General features: G+C 50.1%; 18 protein-coding genes. 2 read left to right on the top strand and 16 right to left on the bottom strand.

The window, feature by feature from the left end; all coding sequences use genetic code 11:
• Positions 1–423: a helix-turn-helix domain-containing protein gene (locus IEY24_RS18400; RefSeq protein ID WP_188934702.1), complete on the bottom strand. Its 423-nt coding sequence runs from the start codon at positions 421–423 to the stop codon at positions 1–3.
• 177 nt (positions 424–600) lie between these two features.
• Between IEY24_RS18400 and IEY24_RS18395 the strand changes: the two genes are divergently transcribed.
• On the top strand, positions 601–867 hold the full coding sequence (locus tag IEY24_RS18395) for a hypothetical protein (protein ID WP_229222598.1): 267 nt from the start codon (positions 601–603) through the stop codon (positions 865–867).
• 22 nt (positions 868–889) lie between these two features.
• Here the strand turns inward: IEY24_RS18395 and IEY24_RS18390 are convergent, their stop codons facing one another.
• From IEY24_RS18390 to IEY24_RS18380, 3 genes are all read right to left on the bottom strand, one after another.
• Positions 890–1,183: a DUF2695 domain-containing protein gene (locus IEY24_RS18390; protein WP_188934697.1), complete on the bottom strand. Its 294-nt coding sequence runs from the start codon at positions 1,181–1,183 to the stop codon at positions 890–892.
• 61 nt (positions 1,184–1,244) lie between these two features.
• Complete coding sequence (locus IEY24_RS18385) at positions 1,245–1,397, bottom strand: DUF8506 family protein (RefSeq protein ID WP_188934695.1); 153 nt, start codon at positions 1,395–1,397, stop codon at positions 1,245–1,247.
• Between the two features lie 28 nt (positions 1,398–1,425).
• A complete protein-coding gene (locus IEY24_RS18380; protein ID WP_229222596.1) occupies positions 1,426–1,740 on the bottom strand; it encodes a HigA family addiction module antitoxin in 315 nt (104 codons plus the stop codon).
• A 202-nt stretch (positions 1,741–1,942) separates the two neighbouring features.
• On the opposite strand from IEY24_RS18380, the gene IEY24_RS18375 reads away from it, so the two are divergent.
• Positions 1,943–2,089 carry a hypothetical protein gene (locus tag IEY24_RS18375; protein ID WP_188934691.1) on the top strand — a complete coding sequence of 49 codons (147 nt, stop codon included), beginning with the start codon at positions 1,943–1,945 and terminating at the stop codon, positions 2,087–2,089.
• A 19-nt stretch (positions 2,090–2,108) separates the two neighbouring features.
• Here IEY24_RS18375 and IEY24_RS18370 read toward each other — a convergent pair whose 3' ends face one another.
• The 12 genes from IEY24_RS18370 to IEY24_RS18315 all read right to left on the bottom strand — a co-directional run bounded on the left by IEY24_RS18370 (position 2,109) and on the right by IEY24_RS18315 (position 16,013).
• The gene (locus IEY24_RS18370; protein WP_188934689.1) at positions 2,109–2,627 is read right to left on the bottom strand and encodes a hypothetical protein; all 519 of its coding nucleotides are present in this window, start codon (positions 2,625–2,627) and stop codon (positions 2,109–2,111) included.
• A 43-nt stretch (positions 2,628–2,670) separates the two neighbouring features.
• A complete protein-coding gene (locus tag IEY24_RS18365; protein WP_188934688.1) occupies positions 2,671–2,976 on the bottom strand; it encodes a hypothetical protein in 306 nt (101 codons plus the stop codon).
• A gap of 55 nt (positions 2,977–3,031) precedes the next feature.
• A complete protein-coding gene (locus tag IEY24_RS18360) occupies positions 3,032–4,417 on the bottom strand; it encodes a putative oxidoreductase C-terminal domain-containing protein (RefSeq protein ID WP_188934686.1) in 1,386 nt (461 codons plus the stop codon).
• 46 nt (positions 4,418–4,463) lie between these two features.
• Positions 4,464–5,240, bottom strand: coding sequence for a glucosamine-6-phosphate deaminase (locus IEY24_RS18355; protein ID WP_188934684.1), 777 nt, complete (start codon positions 5,238–5,240; stop codon positions 4,464–4,466).
• A 10-nt stretch (positions 5,241–5,250) separates the two neighbouring features.
• Positions 5,251–6,441, bottom strand: a complete 1,191-nt coding sequence (nagA, locus tag IEY24_RS18350) for an N-acetylglucosamine-6-phosphate deacetylase (protein ID WP_188934682.1) — start codon at positions 6,439–6,441, stop codon at positions 5,251–5,253.
• A 254-nt stretch (positions 6,442–6,695) separates the two neighbouring features.
• Positions 6,696–8,018 (bottom strand): sugar MFS transporter, encoded by a 1,323-nt coding sequence (locus tag IEY24_RS18345; protein ID WP_188934680.1) that lies wholly within the window; start codon positions 8,016–8,018, stop codon positions 6,696–6,698.
• Positions 8,019–8,189: 171 nt separating this feature from the next.
• Positions 8,190–9,563, bottom strand: a complete 1,374-nt coding sequence (locus tag IEY24_RS18340; protein WP_188934678.1) for a Gfo/Idh/MocA family protein — start codon at positions 9,561–9,563, stop codon at positions 8,190–8,192.
• A gap of 22 nt (positions 9,564–9,585) precedes the next feature.
• The gene (locus tag IEY24_RS18335) at positions 9,586–10,884 is read right to left on the bottom strand and encodes a hypothetical protein (protein WP_188935255.1); all 1,299 of its coding nucleotides are present in this window, start codon (positions 10,882–10,884) and stop codon (positions 9,586–9,588) included.
• Positions 10,885–10,931: 47 nt separating this feature from the next.
• Positions 10,932–12,299: a neutral/alkaline non-lysosomal ceramidase N-terminal domain-containing protein gene (locus IEY24_RS18330; protein WP_188934676.1), complete on the bottom strand. Its 1,368-nt coding sequence runs from the start codon at positions 12,297–12,299 to the stop codon at positions 10,932–10,934.
• Positions 12,296–13,687, bottom strand: coding sequence for a DegT/DnrJ/EryC1/StrS family aminotransferase (locus IEY24_RS18325; protein ID WP_188934673.1), 1,392 nt, complete (start codon positions 13,685–13,687; stop codon positions 12,296–12,298). The genes IEY24_RS18330 and IEY24_RS18325 overlap by 4 nt, the downstream gene beginning before the upstream one ends.
• A 33-nt stretch (positions 13,688–13,720) precedes the next feature.
• Positions 13,721–14,659, bottom strand: a complete 939-nt coding sequence (locus IEY24_RS18320) for a Gfo/Idh/MocA family protein (protein WP_229222716.1) — start codon at positions 14,657–14,659, stop codon at positions 13,721–13,723.
• Between the two features lie 295 nt (positions 14,660–14,954).
• Positions 14,955–16,013: a LacI family DNA-binding transcriptional regulator gene (locus IEY24_RS18315; protein ID WP_188934669.1), complete on the bottom strand. Its 1,059-nt coding sequence runs from the start codon at positions 16,011–16,013 to the stop codon at positions 14,955–14,957.
• Between the last annotated feature and the right edge of the window lie 177 nt (positions 16,014–16,190).

Genomic DNA, 16,190 nt, shown 5'->3' with positions numbered 1-16,190 from the left:
CTATTTGTTTCCTATCAACCTCTCCAACCGCTCCATCATCTCATCCTTCTCCTTCAACATCCGCTCGTACAAAGCAATCTTCTCCTCATGAAGCTGCATTAATTTATCGATAGGATGAAAAGTTGGATTATTGTTTACCGCATTAAGCATAGCATTGTCATTGAATGTATTAGAAATCACATTCACCGCTTTTTCCTCATCAAAATTCCGAATCGCTTCCACAGGTATTTTCAATATCGCTGCTACTTGTTCCAAAATGTCGGAATCGATCTTTTCGCGCTGTTCGAGCGTGGAGATTCTTTGCTGGTTCCAATCGCTGCCGAGCTCGAACGCCAGCATGTCCTGCTTGATTCCGAGCATTTCGCGGAACCGTTTCACGTTGCGGCCTTCGTGGATCTTCGGGTTGGAGGTAGTATGTGTCATACCGGGGCTATTTCGTTGAAAAGGCAATTTATATAAATCCATCGGGAAGTGTTCCGGTAATTTACAGGTATTTCGGCGTAAGTTACGGGGCGCGCGGGTTGGGTACGGGTTGCACGAATGCGTGCTTTACGGAAAACGTAAATGCACGGTTTGTCCCACACTTCTTATATCCACAAAATGAACACAGAAACACACCCTATCGAATGCACGGATGCGATGTTGCTGGCCTATGGCCGCGAGGTAGGCAAGCTCCTGAGCAGCAGCAGCGCCGAATGCTGGCGCGACGAACTCTGGACGATCTTCACCGGCTACATCATCTCCCTCAAAGAACAAGGCCCCGCGCCGGAGCTTTGCGATACTTACTTTTCGTTTAAGGAGCTGGTTGCGTTTTTTGAGAATGTGGAGCGGGTTGGGAGAGGGGGTGTCGCAACTGCTACCGAATGATGCGCAGTAGCCGTCTGATGAGTCAATTAAAATGCTCTTCAACATTAGCAAGTACCTCGCAATCACAATATCCCCCGTGGTCTGCCAACCAACTCATCACCTGTTCTGGATTTGAAATATTCTGGTGTTGAAGGAAAGTAATGGTGATTGTCAATAGGTTGTCGCATTCATTGTTTTGTAATTCATCGTCCAGGAAGTCAAACAGGAGGCGAAAGTTTTCCCTGCTCATAGGAAGGCTATTTTCGAAGTCGGCAGCAGCTTTTTGACGTAAATTGGCTTTTAATTGTTTACGAAGCTCTTTCTCACTTTTGTTCATAGATGGATTGGTGTTTTATAAGGAATAACGAACCATGCTGAAATATCTACTTGCAACTATATTAATCCGGCTTGACGTGCGTGATTTTGCCATCTCTCATTACCACGAGCACGCTGTTTTTCTGCTTCTTGTATTCTATGAGTTTTTCGTAGGCTTTTGCCAGACCGGCCAAAAGCTTGTCTCTAAATTCCAATTGTTCTTCAACCGTTTTCATATAAGCTACGCGTCTAGGATTGTATTATCTATTTAATTTCCAGCGGCCAGAAACGTCGAACCGACTTCCGATCTACACTCCTTTCCGCATGCCAAAGGTCACAGTTAATCTGGACGTCACGCCAGAATTCGGCACTCATTCCAAACGCCGCAGACAACCGGATGCACGTCTCTGCGCCGATTTGCTGTCGCTCATTCAGGATATTGGAAAGAGCCTTGCGGGAGATGCCAAGTCCCTTTGCGACCATCGTAAGCGTAATCTTACGCCCCGAATCATCTTGCAGCCCATTGATGATTTCTTTCAAAATTGCGCCTGGATGGGATGGCCGCATTCTTCTTTTCACGTCTTCGTTTAAAGACAAGAAACAGCAAGACAGGCACATTTACTTGGGGAATGATTTTTCGGTAGGGAACAAGATACGAACGGTAAAAATTTCATATTCGCGTCCCTTATTGAGGTAGAATGGGGCGGCCTTGGAATAATCGTTTTTCACAAAAACACTCCATAAATAATTACTTTTCACAAGAAATAAGTGCTTTTCACAAATGAACCAGCCGATCCGCTACATCATCGCCATCCGCCCGCCCGCAGATATTATCGCCGAGGTGAAAGAAATGAAGTTGGCCTTGAAGAAGGCCATTGGCGGATTCTACAATAGCGTTAATTCGGAGGCACACATCACGCCATCTTAGTTCGCCAATAGGAAATCTATCAAGATTGAAATAGATTCCATGGTTCATAGACATTCAGCCATAAAATGTACAATCCTATGTTTACAAGGGCTGTTAGGATTAACTTCCAAATCAGATTCCGTTGCTCATTGATCGGAGCAGGGAATTTCCAGATCATAAGCGTGGCTATGAACGAAGCCAGTAATGGGAACATCAAGCCCTGCTTGTCCCTAACCTCACCGTAATAGAACGTAGAGCCGTAATACAGCTCATACCATTGCAGGAAGGCCGCAGCGAAACCCGAAATGAAGAATGCGTACCATGGGGTTTTGCCTTTTTGATGGTGAGGCTTAATGTTAGAATAGATTAGTAAGCCCACAAATGCTAACCTGAACACCAGCGACGCAATGGAGATGTTGATAATGACCGGGTTGTGTCTGTAAGCGTAGAAGGGATCGCCGCGAAAATCGGTGTCCGGTAAGCTGAGCAAATCGGAGGCGATGAGAAGTATTGTCAGCATGATCCATACGCCGACAAGAATTTCCGCGATTTTTAACATGGATAGGTTTAAGGACATCAACGACTTGCCTAAACTATTACCATTAATCACCATAGATTTGAATCTCATGGTTTTTTGCCAAACATGAGCGCAAATGTTCCTTAAATTCAGAAATCAGTGTCAAGTTATTTCTGACGTCGTTGATCTTTGGATCAATTAAGATGTCGTCAATTAGCAAAATTAGTGATCTGACATTTTCGAGGGTCAGACGAGCATCGCGGTGCGGGTCAATTGCAATGCCCGTTTGGGTTTTGAAAGCCTGGAATATTTCTAGTAAACCAATGTATTGTTTATCGGAAAGGCTGAACAAATATTTCTTGTCTTCAAGCCGGTGAAAATCTAGTGCCATAGTATGTGTATAAAAATGGAGGTCGTTGGCACGAATTCCAACGACCTCCATTTTGTTATTTCTTCTCCTTCGCCTGCTTCAACGCCGACGTCGTCAACCAATACTTGGCAATCATATTCGGCACCTCCCATTCAGGCAACTTCCCTGCTTTGAGATACTCCATATACTTGTTAGCCACTTGCGCGAAGTGCGACTCGTGGCCGGTATCGTATTTCGCATCGATCACCACTTCCCAACCGGCAGGGATCTTTTTCAGCTCCACGCCGGGGAATTTGTCCTGAATTGATTTGAATGCTGCCGTAACAGCATCTTCATAAGCCTTGCTCTTGTCGGTAGTTTCAATGTAAAGAACCGGCTTATACTTCTGGTCTTTGCCCTGGCGGACGATCAGGTTGGCTTTCGAGCCTTTCATGATCGAGTAATGCGTGTCGCCGGTGCCTTCGGGAGCCTGGAAGTTCCAGATCACGGATACCTTCGCGTGGACGCCTTTCAGGGTGTAGTTCAGCTCGCCATTGGAATACACATTCAGCAAAGTGTCCTTAATGTCCTTTTTGAGGAAATCAGGGTAAGTTTCGCTTTTGGTGACGAGTTTGAATTGCGACGGCGTAAGCTGGGTAGCGGTGCGCTTCGTGGAGAGCAGTTGAATGTCCTTTTGATAATCGAGGGATACATTAGGGAAGCAGCTCCATTGCACGAGGTCCACGAGGTGGGTTGTTACGTCCACCATGCCTTCGCCTTGCTGGTTTACGTCGAAGAACCAGGTAGGACGTACCAGCGGTTCGCCGGAAATGTATTTGAAGAAGTGGTGAACGCTTTCTTTCGATACCGCGGGGTTCTCGGGCGTGCCTTTTTGCAGTTCACCGAAGATCTCGGGCAGCAATGCTAGCTCGCGTTGCAGGGTGTTGGTGATCTCGTAACGCTCGGTCATGATGTCGTACAGGAGCACCTTATTCTTGTCGGCGCTGGCGAATGCTTCTTTCAGCTTGTCGAAGCCCGCCGCGTCGATCGCCATCGGTTTGTCAGCGAGGACGTTCAGGCCTGCGTCGACGGATTTTTTGATAAAATCAGTCTTTTTCTGGTTGTTACCGGCCAATACCACCACATTACCCTTTTTCTCAGAAATCATTTTTTCAAAGAAATCGGGGCCGGTGTATACTTCTTCTTTCCAATGCGTCGGGTCCTCGGGGCGGGTGTTGTATTTCTCCACCTTGTCGAGGTAAGCCTTCACATCCGGGCCTTCGGACGCGTACACGTGCACGACGGAATCAACGTCGGCATACATGGATTTCTGGACCAGCGCCGCATGGAAGTGGCCGGGCTCCACCACGATCAGGCTCAGCGGTTTCTTCTCCTCATTCTTTGCTTCCTCCTTCTTCGAATTACATCCCTGATTGAATACCATTGCGCTCAATAAAGCGATTGTCAAGAGTTCTTTTCTCATTTGAATGGGTTGAGGTAATACATTGCAAGATAGCTCCGGTGCGGAACTATGCCTGCGAGTATGACGAAATTTCTTTGAGCTTCCCTGAACTGGCCTGGTCGATGAACAGGATCGCGTGCGGGTGCTTACGAAGGATGGTCGACGGGTAGGCTTCCTGGATATCCTCGGCCACGGTATGGTAAATGGCCTGCGCTTTTTTCTCGCCGGGTACGATGCAGAAGGCATATTTGGCCTTCATCAATGTGGGAATGGTGAGGGTCAATGCGGTTTGCGGTACTTCGCCGAAGGTGTCGAAGCACTCGTCGTTGACCTGCTGCTGGCGGCAGGCGTCGTCGAGCTCCACGACTTTCACTTCCAATGGATCATCGAAAAACGCCACATGCGGGTCGTTGAATGCCAAATGTCCATTCTCGCCGATGCCGAGGCATACAATGTCGATCGGGTTCTCGCGGAGGAGTTTCGCGTACCGGTCGCATTCCTGCTGCGGGTCGGTAGCGTTACCGTCGAGGTAGGAAACTGAACGCACGGGCACATGGTCGAACAACCGCACTTTCAGGAAATACCCGAAATTCTGCGGCGCATCGGCGGCGATGCCGATGTATTCGTCCATATGAAATGCATTGATTTTCTCCCATTGAATGCCCGGCTCGTCCTTCAACGTCGCCAGAAACTCGTTCTGCGAAGGCGCGGAGGCGAAGATGATATTCACAAATTCTTTGGTATCCTGAATTTCCCGGATCTTCCCGGCAACGGCTTTGGCCGCGGCTTCGCCCATTTGCTGTCGGGTTTCGGATATGTTGATTTCCAGTTGGTCGACTTTCATTTTGTGTTAGTTAAATTTGGGGTATCGCGTTTAGGTAGATGGTTTTTCCTTTGATAATGGTCCTTTGAATGCGGATGTCGGCATCGAAAATCACGATATCGGCGTCCTTGCCCGCCACTAATGTGCCCTTGCGATCGTGTACGCCCATGATGCGCGCGGGCGTGGCAGTGGCCATGCGCACAGCGTCGAGCAGGGACACATCGGCCATATTCACCATCGTGCGCACGAGCCTGTCGGCAGTGGAAACGCTTCCGGCGAATGAAGTGCGGTCGGGCAACTTGGCTACGCCATCCTCGACGATCACTTTCAAGCCGTTTTTGAGCGAACCCAACGTGCTTTCGCCCTCAGGCATTCCTGCGGCACGCATGGCGTCGGTAATCAATGCAATGCGGTCGGGACCTTTTATTTTATAAATGAGTTTCAACAACGGTGCGGGCAAATGCACGCCATCGGCGATGATCTCCACATCCATATCGAGCAAAAAGGCGCTCTCGATCGTGCCCGCGTACCGGAAAGCGTTCCGGCGCGTCACGCCCGACATGGCCGAGTACAGGTGCGTCGCGAGCGTGTAGCCGTTTTCGTAGGCTTCCAGCACGTCCTCATAAATGGCATCCGTATGTGCTACCGCCGCCAGAATGCCTTTTTGTTTTAATCTTTTTCCAAATTCAATAGCCCCCGGCAGCTCTGGTGCGGCGCTCCAACGTGTAATGGAATTGGAGTATGCCAAAACCTCCTCATACTCTTTTGGATCAGGGTTGCGGATGTACCGCGGGTCCTGCGCTCCCCGCTGGCTCAATGCGAAATAGGGGCCTTCCAAATGCATTCCGAGGAATTGCGCGCCATTGGCATTGGCTGCATTGGCCTTTTCATAAAAATCAAGAGTTTCGAGCAAATGCTCTTTTTCGGCCGTCAATGTAGTCGGTACCATTGCGGTGGTACCGTATTGCGCATGTGTTTCGGCAATTTTCAAAAACGCGTCCACACTTCCATCCATGAAATCATGCCCACCGCCGCCGTGGATATGCAGGTCGATAAAGCCGGGAGCCACATAATGTCCTTCGGCGTCGATCACATCCGAATCCGGGAAATCCATGTCCCGTGTCTCGATTCCAATGATTATGCCATTTTCAATCAAAATGGTGCCGTCCCGGATGTAGCGGTATGGGGTGATGATGGTTCCGTTTATGATTTTTACTTTCATTCGTTAATTCTAATGTTTGATGTTGCCTATTCGGCACATTTGTCACGCTGAGCGAACCGGGCCGCCGGGCGGTCGAAGCGCATGCATGATGACACTTACATTTTTCGGTAAGGACTGCCTTCGACTACGCTCAGGCTGACATCTCTCAGGCTGACATCTCTCAGGATGACAATTCTAAGACTGACATTTTTCATATCCGACTTCTAAGGATCCCATCCTCCTTCCTCCCTTTCCTCCATCCTCCCTTCCTCCCCTTAAAACCCCCAACGTCTAAACTTATGCCCTTTTACCGCATAAAACACCAGATACAAATAGCAAGGCAGCAACACCCAGTAAGCCTCCCGCACATTCACAACATCCGCGAAATGGCCGTAGAAAAGCGGCATAATCGCATTTCCGCAAAGGCCCATGATCATGACCGACGCGCCGAGCTTAGTAAAGCGCCCCAGATCGTCGAGCGCGAGCGGCCATATACCTGCCCATACGAGTGAGTTGGCGAGTCCGAGCAGCACGACAAACCAGATGGAAATGTCCGTAGTGTGGCCGAGGAAATTCACTTCTCCATGCGCGAAAATGATGAGTAATGTAAAAATGGTGCCCAGCAGCGTGCATATCCGCAGCGCATTTACCTGGCTGATGTATTTAGGAATAACCGTAATGCCGATCAGATACCCGCAAATGGTGCAGAACAGCGTGTAGGACGGAAAGACTTTCGCTTCCAGCAGATCAATGCCCATTGAATTGGCATAACCAATAATGGTATCGATCGCAATCACCTGCGTGCCTACGTGCAGGAAAATCGCTAATGCTCCAAGAATGAGGTGCGGAAAGTCGAAAATGCTCTTCTTACCTGCATTGGCCGAAGCAATTTCCTGGCTTTCATGTTCGGTATCGATTTCGGGGAGCGGGGATTTAAAAACGAGGATGCCCAATGTGAACAAAAAGATTCCAAGGCCTATGTACGGGTTGATTACCCGCCTGATCAGTTCGTCCAGGGCCGTGCTGCGTTCCACGTCCGTCATGGAGCTTAGCTGGGCGAAAAGGTCCGTGTCGGTAGGTTTTAGGATCACCGCCGCGAAGACAATAGGGGACAGGATCCCGGCAGCTTTGTTACAAATCCCCATGATACTGATCCGCTGAGCCGCACGTTCCTTGGCGCCCAGGATGGTAATGTAGGGATTGGCGGCCGTTTGCAGGATCGCCAGGCCGATTCCGATCGTGAAAAGGCCCATCAAAAATATCTCGTAAGTCCGCGACAGGGCAGCCGGCACGAATATGAACGCTCCCAAAGCCATCGCCCAGAACCCTATCATCATTCCCTTTTTGAACCCTACTGCCTTTAAAAGGTAAGACGAAGGCACCGACATCACGAAGTAGGCAATGTAAAAGGCAAATGCGACGAGGTAAGCCTGAAAGCTAGTCAGTTCACAGGCGATCTTGAAATAGGGGATCAATATGGAATTGACCCAGGACACAAAACCGAAAATGAAGAACATCAGGCCGATCAGAAAGATCGAGATCGTCGTTTCCCGCTTCGTCAGGTTTTCTACTTTAATGGCAATGGCTTCGCTTTTCATTGAGTTTTCAGGGTTTGGCTCTCTATCCCCAGGGTTGAAACCCTGGGTTATGGGGGCCTAGTGATGCTATATGGCGGTTAGCTTCTGGCTGGGAACCCAGGGTTTAAACCCTGGGTTAGGAGGCCGGGCGATGCTGTATGAGGGGTTTTAACCCAAGGGTGTCGTACGAGCCTATACCGTAGGTTCCCAGCCCTTCTGATACTCACGCTTCCAGAATTTCTCGGCGGCTTTGCTGCCTTTGATATGCCCGTTCGTCGGATCGATATTCAGTGTCTCACCCGAGCGGATAGCGATATTACCCAGCTGCGCCAGCAAAGTACTCTGATGCCCGCCAACAATCTCCGCCGCCAGCGGCGCGCCTTTCTTGATACCATCGAAGAAGTTCTGGATGTGAAATGCATCTAGGCTCTGCGAAGGGTTCATCTTATTGCGCGGATCGATCACCAGGTCGTTCTTTACCTCCTTGATTAACTTATTATCAAGGTCGTAAATTTTATAATTATTGCCTTCGCCGATTTGCAACGAGCCTTTTTCTCCATAAAAAACAACTCCCACGCTGCTACCTTCGATCGTCCGTCCATTGCAGCTGCGGCCTTCCCAGGTCATGGCTGTGTTGTTCGCAAATTCTAGGTTGATCACCTGCGTGTCTGGCGTTTCCCAGTCGTCTTTGTAGCGGAAACGGCCGCCGGAAGAAGTAACGCGTGTCGGGAAGTCAACCTGTAAGCCCCAGCGCATAAGGTCGAGCATGTGGGTGCCGTTGTTGAGCGCCTCGCCCGTGCCCCAGTTCCAGAACCAGTGCCAGTTGTAATGGACAATATTGTCCTTAAATGCGCGGCGTGGGGCCGGGCCTTGCCACAGTTCGTAGTCGAGCCAGGAAGGCACGGAGGTTTCCTTACCGATGCCGATGGACGCGCGATTATTGGTATACCAGCCTTTGGCAAAATACGGCCGGCCGATCACGCCATCGTGCACCTCCTTAATCCCCGCGGCCACATTCGGCCAGGAGCGGCGTTGGTTGCCCATCTGGATCACATTCTTGTATTTTTTCGCGACCGCGACGAGCAGTTCGCCTTCGTGCGGGTTATGGCTGCAAGGTTTTTCGAGGTACACATGCTTACCTGCTTTGGAAGCCAGAATGGCGGCCGGCGCGTGCCAGTGATCGGGCGCGGCAACGACGAGCGCATCCATGTCCTTGTTTTCGAGCGCCTTGCGGAAGTCCGGAATATTGGCAGGTTTGGACTTTTGCGTGTCGTTCACAATCCCGATGCATTTCTCGGCAGCGCGGGTATCGACGTCGGAAATGGATATTACCTCGCAATTGGGTTGCAATGCATAGTTAGTTGACAGCGCGAGCCCGCGGCTGTTCACGCCCATCATGCCTACGCGCACTTTTTCGTTCGCGCCTATGATTTTGGCATAGCTTTTCGGACTGAAACCGGGCAGTACGCCTCCGAAAGTGAGTAATGCGCTGCCAGCCAATGATTTTTTGATAAAGTCACGACGGTCGTTGCCGCTATCGCCGTGGGAGTTATTTAGGTTTTCCATTGAGAAAAGAGTTAATATCTGGTTATTGAAACGGGTTAGGGATTTTGACAAGATCCTGGATAATCTTGCCCTCATACTCGAAACGGGCCAATGTATAAACACTACCATCGGCACCGACGGCAATGGAGTTCACATAAGTAGGCCGCTCGCCGTCATCATAAAAGATGGCCCCGTGGTCTTTATATGTATGGGTAGGTAAATGATACGTAATTAAATGCAGATTTTCCAGTCCGCGCGCTGCTCCTTTTGCAATTTGATCCTCGCCTTTGACGCGCTTGCCATCCTCAAAAATAGGTCCACCGGTAAGGTAATAGATTGTTTCACCATCCGGACCGAGCTGAAAACCGAGGTAACCATAGCTGAACTGGTCGAACATGCCGCTTTTGCGCGAAGGTTCGGAAGTAATGCGCTCCACCAGCTCGATTCTCTCCGCACGCGGGTCGAACCGGAATAGGTAACCCGAATTGCCGTGCACACCATAAGCCACCTGCTCTTTGGGATGCCAGAATATCTTCCGCCAGTTGTAGCACATGCTGCCGGGGCGCGTCGGGTCGTATTTGCCGAAATAGTCCAGGCGGAGGTCTACGTTTTCGAGTTTATGTAAAATTCGGGTTTCAGGGTTGTAGGTCAGAATATCTCCGTCGGCGGTTGAAAAGTATACATCTCCCAGTTCTGCATCGACAAACAACGACCGGCATAGCGACCGGAAATCGGTACCCGGCGTGCCTGCTTCACCTTTGTGCGAAATGGGGCCGAGGTTTTTTAATACTCGTTTCTCAATATCGAAATGGATGAAATGACCGTACGGCCAGCTAATGCCATATAAATGACCCCGGTCGCGGTCCATTGTCATCGATACCATGCCTTCGCCATTAGGTACCAAGGCAAGGTCTTCGAATGCACCGGTTCGGAGGTCATAGGAAAGAAAATGGCCGCCCGGATATAATGCATAACCTTCGGGCGCTTGCTCGGGAAGGCGGTCCATGCCGTCGATGAGCTGGTAATAGCCGACGTGCGTAGAGAAATAGAGCTTTCCATTTCTTTCGTAAAAACGGACGTGGCTTTTGCCCTGCGGAATGGCTTTCAGATCCTTCTCGCCGCAAATCTCGGTCAGGTCGCCGAGATGTTTGGTACTGTCGGCAGCCGGGTCGTACACAAACATTTGCCCCCCTATTTCATGGTTATCCGACGACAGGAGATAGTAAATCTTCCCGTCGCTCGCAGCCGAGAGCGCGTTATATGTGTCATGCGCACGCGAAAAACCGGAGTAGTAATGCTTTGCGATTAAAGGTTTAGGCTCTGCGAGCGGCTCGAAAGTCATAGAGTAATCGATACTGTTCACGGGTAGGGGCAGACTTTGGATAAACACTAATTCTTGATAACCTTCGATTCCGGTTTGACAACCCCGGCCTGTTTCGCCAGTTGCACCATCCCGTTCAATATTTCAATTTCGACATCCGACGCCCAGGTTGCGGGCAGGCCATACACGATAGCGGCCACTTCGCCCTCGTACCCGCCCTCGCGCAGGATGGTGGTGCTCGGTATGTAGGTCATCACATCATTGGAATAGCCCATTACGAATGTATCCTGACCGAATATCTTTTTCAAATTAATCGCATAATCCACCACCAACTCGCCACCGAGCGTCATTATCGCCTGGTCGCCGAGTTTCCATACCTGCAACGGGAAAGGGTAGGAGGTCTGAAATGGCTTCTTCCCGTCGATCTGCGCAATCATCCGTTTGGCCCATTTTTGCTGGAAACCGGTCGCTTTTTCGGCCATTGCCGAAAGTTGCTCCCGGGTGGGCGCGGTAGTCATTGAGAGTGTCACTTCGTGGTAAGCGGTAGAGAGCTGTGGCGCCAGCGGCTTCATTTCCTCACTTAATACACGTTCCACCGCCGCAGCGAGCGTTTTGCCATACTGAATAGCCAGCGGCACGGTGTGCCGGGGCAATGGGTTCTGATCCGCCCCTGCTCCCTGGAAAAACAAGGCGGTAGCGCCCGGATATAGCTTTTCCAGCTCAATCTGCGCCCAGCCGGGATAGTCGCCCGACCATTGGTAACCGTCCAAAACGGTAGGATGGCAGGCATATCCGAATGCAATCGCGATGATTTTACCTTTCGCATCGGACACTTTCAGTACGGGTACGGCCGGGTCACCGGGGCCGGTGATTTCGGTTAATCTTTCCAACGTCGAGGCATTGTTATTCCGGCGGTTGACCTGGAAGCGTGTTACCCCATTGCGGGTTTCGATTGTGGCGGGTTGCAATGCCTTCAATGCGTCGCCGGTTAAAGTCACGATCTGCTCAATGAGCCTGGCGGAATACTGATCGATTTTCTTTTGATCCCCTTCGTTCAAAGGATAAATATCCGACAATGCGGCCCCGAGCACGGGTCCAGAATGCGTGTGCGAACTATTGAGAATAATCTGTGCTTTGGAAAGTTTATAGCGGTCATTGATTTTGGTCCTAATCTCATCAGACATCGCTTTTGGAAAACCCAGCAAATCAGTGGTAATCAGTACCGCCTGCTTGCCATCGGCGTCCTGAATGGCCAATGCTTTCGCCCAAAGATCGTGCAGCTTGCCCTCGGACTCATGCGTACGGGCCGCGAACCCGGCCATCCACATCGGTTCAGCCGGGGTAATCGCCACTTTGGCAACTCCCGCTTTCCAGCCCTGCGCGTGTGCGGGGAGCAAGGTCAGAAACAGCAAACATATTGTAGCGGCTCTCCTCATTTCTGTCCGAGCGTTTTGATCTTGTCGACGTTGCTGTGGATTTTTTCGATCGCCGAAGCAATGGCTTTCATATCATCCTTCGTGCCGAGCAGCATGTTTTGGGTGAACCAGACCGCTTCTTCGTTACAAATCTTATCATTCACCGGGCATTTGTTCTGCTCGTTGTACTTATTAATGTCGAGCATTTCCTTCGGATACATTCTCCGGTAGTTCTCCGATTTAAAGGTTTCATGCAAAAATGGCTGCGTATTAAGGGGCGAATAGCCGCTCATACACGGTACGCCTTCGGCTTTTACAGCCTTGATAAAGCTCTCGCGGGAAAGCCCCTTGAACCCATCCTTCTGGTAACGGAAAGCAAACAAATGAAAAGCACCGCGGTTGACCTTGTCGTATAATTTATACGGAACAATACCCGGAATATCCTTGATTTGCGATTTAAGGTACTCGGCGTTCTCATTGCGTGTGGTTGTCTGGGCATCGAGCCGTTTCAACTGTGCGATGCCAATGGCTGCCTGAAATTCCGAAAAGCGCAGTTTTGTACCCTGCATCACACTGCCGGTACTCACCGAGCCGACAGCTGTGCCATATGGATTCCCGAAATTGTGATAAGAATAGCACAAATCCATAAAATGCTCGTCATTGCTCACAATAGCCCCACCTTCGCCAATGGGTAGATTTTTGGAGTTCTGAAAACTGAAACAGCCCACGTTGCCAATCGTGCCGACCTTCTTTTTATCATATTCAGCCAAATGGGCCTGGCACGCATCCTCTATCACCAACAGCTTATGCTTTTTGGCAATAGTCATGATCCTGTCCATATCTACAGGTAGCCCCAGCACGTGCACCGCCATAATGGCTTTGGTCCGCGGGGTGATTTTAGCCTCGATTTTTGCGGGATCGATCTGGAACGTTTCCGCATCGATATCCACGAAAACCGGCATCGCGCCATTGGACAAAATCGAGGAGACCGAAGCGATAAACGTGTAGGGTGGCACCAATACTTCATCCCCCGCCCCGATACCCAACTGATTGATAGCGATGACGAGTGCATTGGTGCCGTTGACCACCGCAAGACTTCTTTTAACATTCAATGCCGCTGCCCATTCCTTTTCAAACTGGGTTACCACATCCGCCCGTGACCAGACGCCGCTCCGTACCACTTCCAGTAGCTGTTTTTCGTCCGTTTCCGGGTTCCATTGCGGCCAGACCGGCCATTTTACCTCCGCCCAGGCCGATGGCCCACCCAATATCGCTGGCACCTGCGCCGACTTCGACCCGATTACCGGCAGCGCTGCCACCGGTGAGGAAGCAAGGGCCACACCCAGCCCTGCCAGTGAATTCTGTTTCAAAAACGTTCTTCGCGACAATCTGGAGCTGAATGCTTTCATGGGACAAACAGGTTATGGGTTGATTTAAGGAGTCTATTTTTTGCCAGCCTTGGCGAGCACGCTTTCCAGCGTTACGCTCTTCCCGCCCTGGCGTTTGCTTTCATCGGCTGCTTCCATGAAAGCGAATATTTCAATGGTTTCTTCGGGGGTAACCGGCACTTCACCGGTTTTGAAATACTTGATAATATCGACCAAAAGCGGTTCATAACCACCATAAGGGCCTAAAACTTTGTTACCATCTTCGGTGAAAACAGTGCCACCGTAGTCGTGTTTGCCTGTGCGCGTGCCCCGGAATGTGCCCGTTCGGCCGTCGCCCCAGATGCCCACCACGATGTCGGTATTAGGCGTGTTCACGCGCGTTACGCTTTTGCAACCGGTGCCCATCACCGTATACAGCGTCTCCACGCCGTGAATGCCGTACCAGAAGAAATCAGGGTGTGTTTTTTCAAGAACGGCAGGGCTATACGTATCTGCGCCCAGCACTTTCTTCTTGTCGATGCTTTCGATCCCTTTGATATACCGCAGTGAGGAGGCTGTAAAAATGGGGATATTATACGTTTTCGAAGCCTCGTAAATTTTCAGGGTATCCGAAAGCGAAGCGGCGACAGGCTTGTCGATAAACATTCTTTTTCCCGCTTTGAAAACTTCCAGCGCTTGTTCCAAATGCAAACGACCGTCGTTGGTTTCAAGCAAAATCACGTCCGTTTTGCCCAGCAACTCCTTGATCGAGCCGACGATCTCGACACCCATCTTTTTCACTTCTTCGATGTAACCCGGAATGCGTTTGGTGCTCGACTCGATGTCCTTGCTGCCATAAGGATAGGCGGCTATCACTTTATAGCCGTCGTACACAGGATCGGGTTGCGCGGCATTCAATGCTTTGGCAAATGCAATGGCATGCGAAGTGTCCAGCCCGATGATGCCGACTCTTTTACCTTCCGCAGGCCTCGCTAGTGCCGACATTTGATTCATTAAACCCAGGCCGATACCGGCGGTTGCCGATTGGAAGATAAACTTTCGTCTGCTAAGCGAATGCATAAAACAAGGGGAAAAGAGTTCAGGAATAGTCAGCCCGTTTTGATTTCGGGTACGTACCCGTAAATATACACACATATTTTAATTTACAAGTAATCGCAGTTATTGTTTACAAGATATTTTGTGATGAGAGGGATGTTTGAGATTAAATGTTGCCGTTTGGTGTCAATGCAATATTAATGCGTGGGGGCGCTCGCGCGAGCTGGTGCAAATCTCAAGATTTGCACCAATGTTAATTCTGATAAAACGCCTGGTTCTCCTTCGTCACAATATCGATCGGCATAAAATGCGTCTTTTCCACAGGTGCGCCGAGGACGAGCGTCTGGTAAAGCGCCATGAGCCCGCGGTAACCTTGCTCTTCGGGTTTGTGGCAGATCAGGAAGTCGATGAGCTCTTTGTTCAGGTAGGCGATGTTTTCTTTCAGATAATCATAGCCAATCAGCGAAATGTCGGTGCGCTTGCTCTTTTCGAGGAATGCGGCGACGGAGAAAACGCGGGAATTGGTGACGAAAATGGCTTCAATGTCGTCGTGCTGGTGCAATGCGCGCGTGAGATCGCGGGTGACGGACAGGCTGTCGGTGTCCTTAATATCGATCCGGATAATCTCGATCGGCAGGTTATGGTCCTTGAAATAGGAGCGGAAGCCTTCCTCGATTTGTAGGTAGTTATAGCTGTCGGTTTCTTTGGAAATGTTTACGACGGCCACTTTGTGCTTCTCTTTCAGGCGATAGGTCGAGAGTTTGGCGCCTACATAACCACTCTGGAACAAATGCGGGCCGATGTAGCAAAGGTTATCCTCGTCGGGTACGTCGGAGTCGATGAATACGAACGGTACTTTTTTCTCCCGGCAGGCGCGGACGAATTTCCGGGATTCTTCGATGAACGAAGGAGCCAGCAGTACGCCTTTGAAATGGCCGTCGAGAATGGCCGAGGCCTGCTCGTTGAATGTGGCGGGGTCATTGAGGTCGAAATAGAAAGTAGTAACCTGCACGCCATACTTTTTGATCTCCGAATCGGCGCGGGTAATGCCTTTCATGGGTGCTTCCCAGAAATCGGTTTCCTCCGAAACCCGCGGAATGAGCACGGCCAGGGAAATGATTTTCTTCGAAGCAAGGCGGCTCGCGAGAATGTTCGGCTGGTAATCCAGCTCCTTGATAATGTCGTTGATCTTCCTCTTGGTCTTTTCCGAAACGCCCGACCGGTTATGCAACACGCGGTCGACCGTCGCGATGGAGACGTTGGCACGACGGGCAATTTCTTTCACCCCGTAATAAGTATTTTCTTTATCCATCCGGAAAAGGAAGTTTGGTATCAGTGGTTAATCCGGCAAGCCAACGTGCCTGCGTTGTAAAACCACGAATAAAAGGGTTTTAGATTTTATTTAATGGTTTTCGCCCAAATTTTTGGCAAATACAATCAAGCGTTCAATATTTGTATATATAATCTATTAATTAAATATAGTAAAAGA

It is taken from the genome of Dyadobacter endophyticus, from assembly GCF_014641595.1.
GTDB classification, from domain to species: Bacteria; Bacteroidota; Bacteroidia; order Cytophagales; family Spirosomataceae; genus Dyadobacter; species Dyadobacter endophyticus.
Note: the sequence above shows the minus strand (reverse complement) of the source record. Positions and strands in the feature narration are given on the sequence as shown.

What these genes read in the sequence shown, in the direction of transcription:
- IEY24_RS18320 (WP_229222716.1), bottom strand. Translation starts at nt 14,659, where the DNA reads ATGAATCAAATGTCGGCACTAGCGAGGCCTGCGGAAGGTAAAAGAGTC.
- IEY24_RS18340 (WP_188934678.1), bottom strand. Translation starts at nt 9,563, where the DNA reads ATGGAAAACCTAAATAACTCCCACGGCGATAGCGGCAACGACCGTCGT.
- IEY24_RS18355 (WP_188934684.1), bottom strand. Translation starts at nt 5,240, where the DNA reads ATGAAAGTCGACCAACTGGAAATCAACATATCCGAAACCCGACAGCAA.
- IEY24_RS18395 (WP_229222598.1), top strand. Translation starts at nt 601, where the DNA reads ATGAACACAGAAACACACCCTATCGAATGCACGGATGCGATGTTGCTG.
- IEY24_RS18400 (WP_188934702.1), bottom strand. Translation starts at nt 423, where the DNA reads ATGACACATACTACCTCCAACCCGAAGATCCACGAAGGCCGCAACGTG.
- IEY24_RS18385 (WP_188934695.1), bottom strand. Translation starts at nt 1,397, where the DNA reads ATGAAAACGGTTGAAGAACAATTGGAATTTAGAGACAAGCTTTTGGCC.
- IEY24_RS18390 (WP_188934697.1), bottom strand. Translation starts at nt 1,183, where the DNA reads ATGAACAAAAGTGAGAAAGAGCTTCGTAAACAATTAAAAGCCAATTTA.
- IEY24_RS18330 (WP_188934676.1), bottom strand. Translation starts at nt 12,299, where the DNA reads ATGAGGAGAGCCGCTACAATATGTTTGCTGTTTCTGACCTTGCTCCCC.
- IEY24_RS18360 (WP_188934686.1), bottom strand. Translation starts at nt 4,417, where the DNA reads ATGAGAAAAGAACTCTTGACAATCGCTTTATTGAGCGCAATGGTATTC.
- IEY24_RS18335 (WP_188935255.1), bottom strand. Translation starts at nt 10,884, where the DNA reads ATGACTTTCGAGCCGCTCGCAGAGCCTAAACCTTTAATCGCAAAGCAT.
- IEY24_RS18345 (WP_188934680.1), bottom strand. Translation starts at nt 8,018, where the DNA reads ATGAAAAGCGAAGCCATTGCCATTAAAGTAGAAAACCTGACGAAGCGG.
- nagA (WP_188934682.1), bottom strand. Translation starts at nt 6,441, where the DNA reads ATGAAAGTAAAAATCATAAACGGAACCATCATCACCCCATACCGCTAC.
- IEY24_RS18370 (WP_188934689.1), bottom strand. Translation starts at nt 2,627, where the DNA reads ATGTTAAAAATCGCGGAAATTCTTGTCGGCGTATGGATCATGCTGACA.
- IEY24_RS18375 (WP_188934691.1), top strand. Translation starts at nt 1,943, where the DNA reads ATGAACCAGCCGATCCGCTACATCATCGCCATCCGCCCGCCCGCAGAT.
- IEY24_RS18325 (WP_188934673.1), bottom strand. Translation starts at nt 13,687, where the DNA reads ATGAAAGCATTCAGCTCCAGATTGTCGCGAAGAACGTTTTTGAAACAG.
- IEY24_RS18315 (WP_188934669.1), bottom strand. Translation starts at nt 16,013, where the DNA reads ATGGATAAAGAAAATACTTATTACGGGGTGAAAGAAATTGCCCGTCGT.
- IEY24_RS18365 (WP_188934688.1), bottom strand. Translation starts at nt 2,976, where the DNA reads ATGGCACTAGATTTTCACCGGCTTGAAGACAAGAAATATTTGTTCAGC.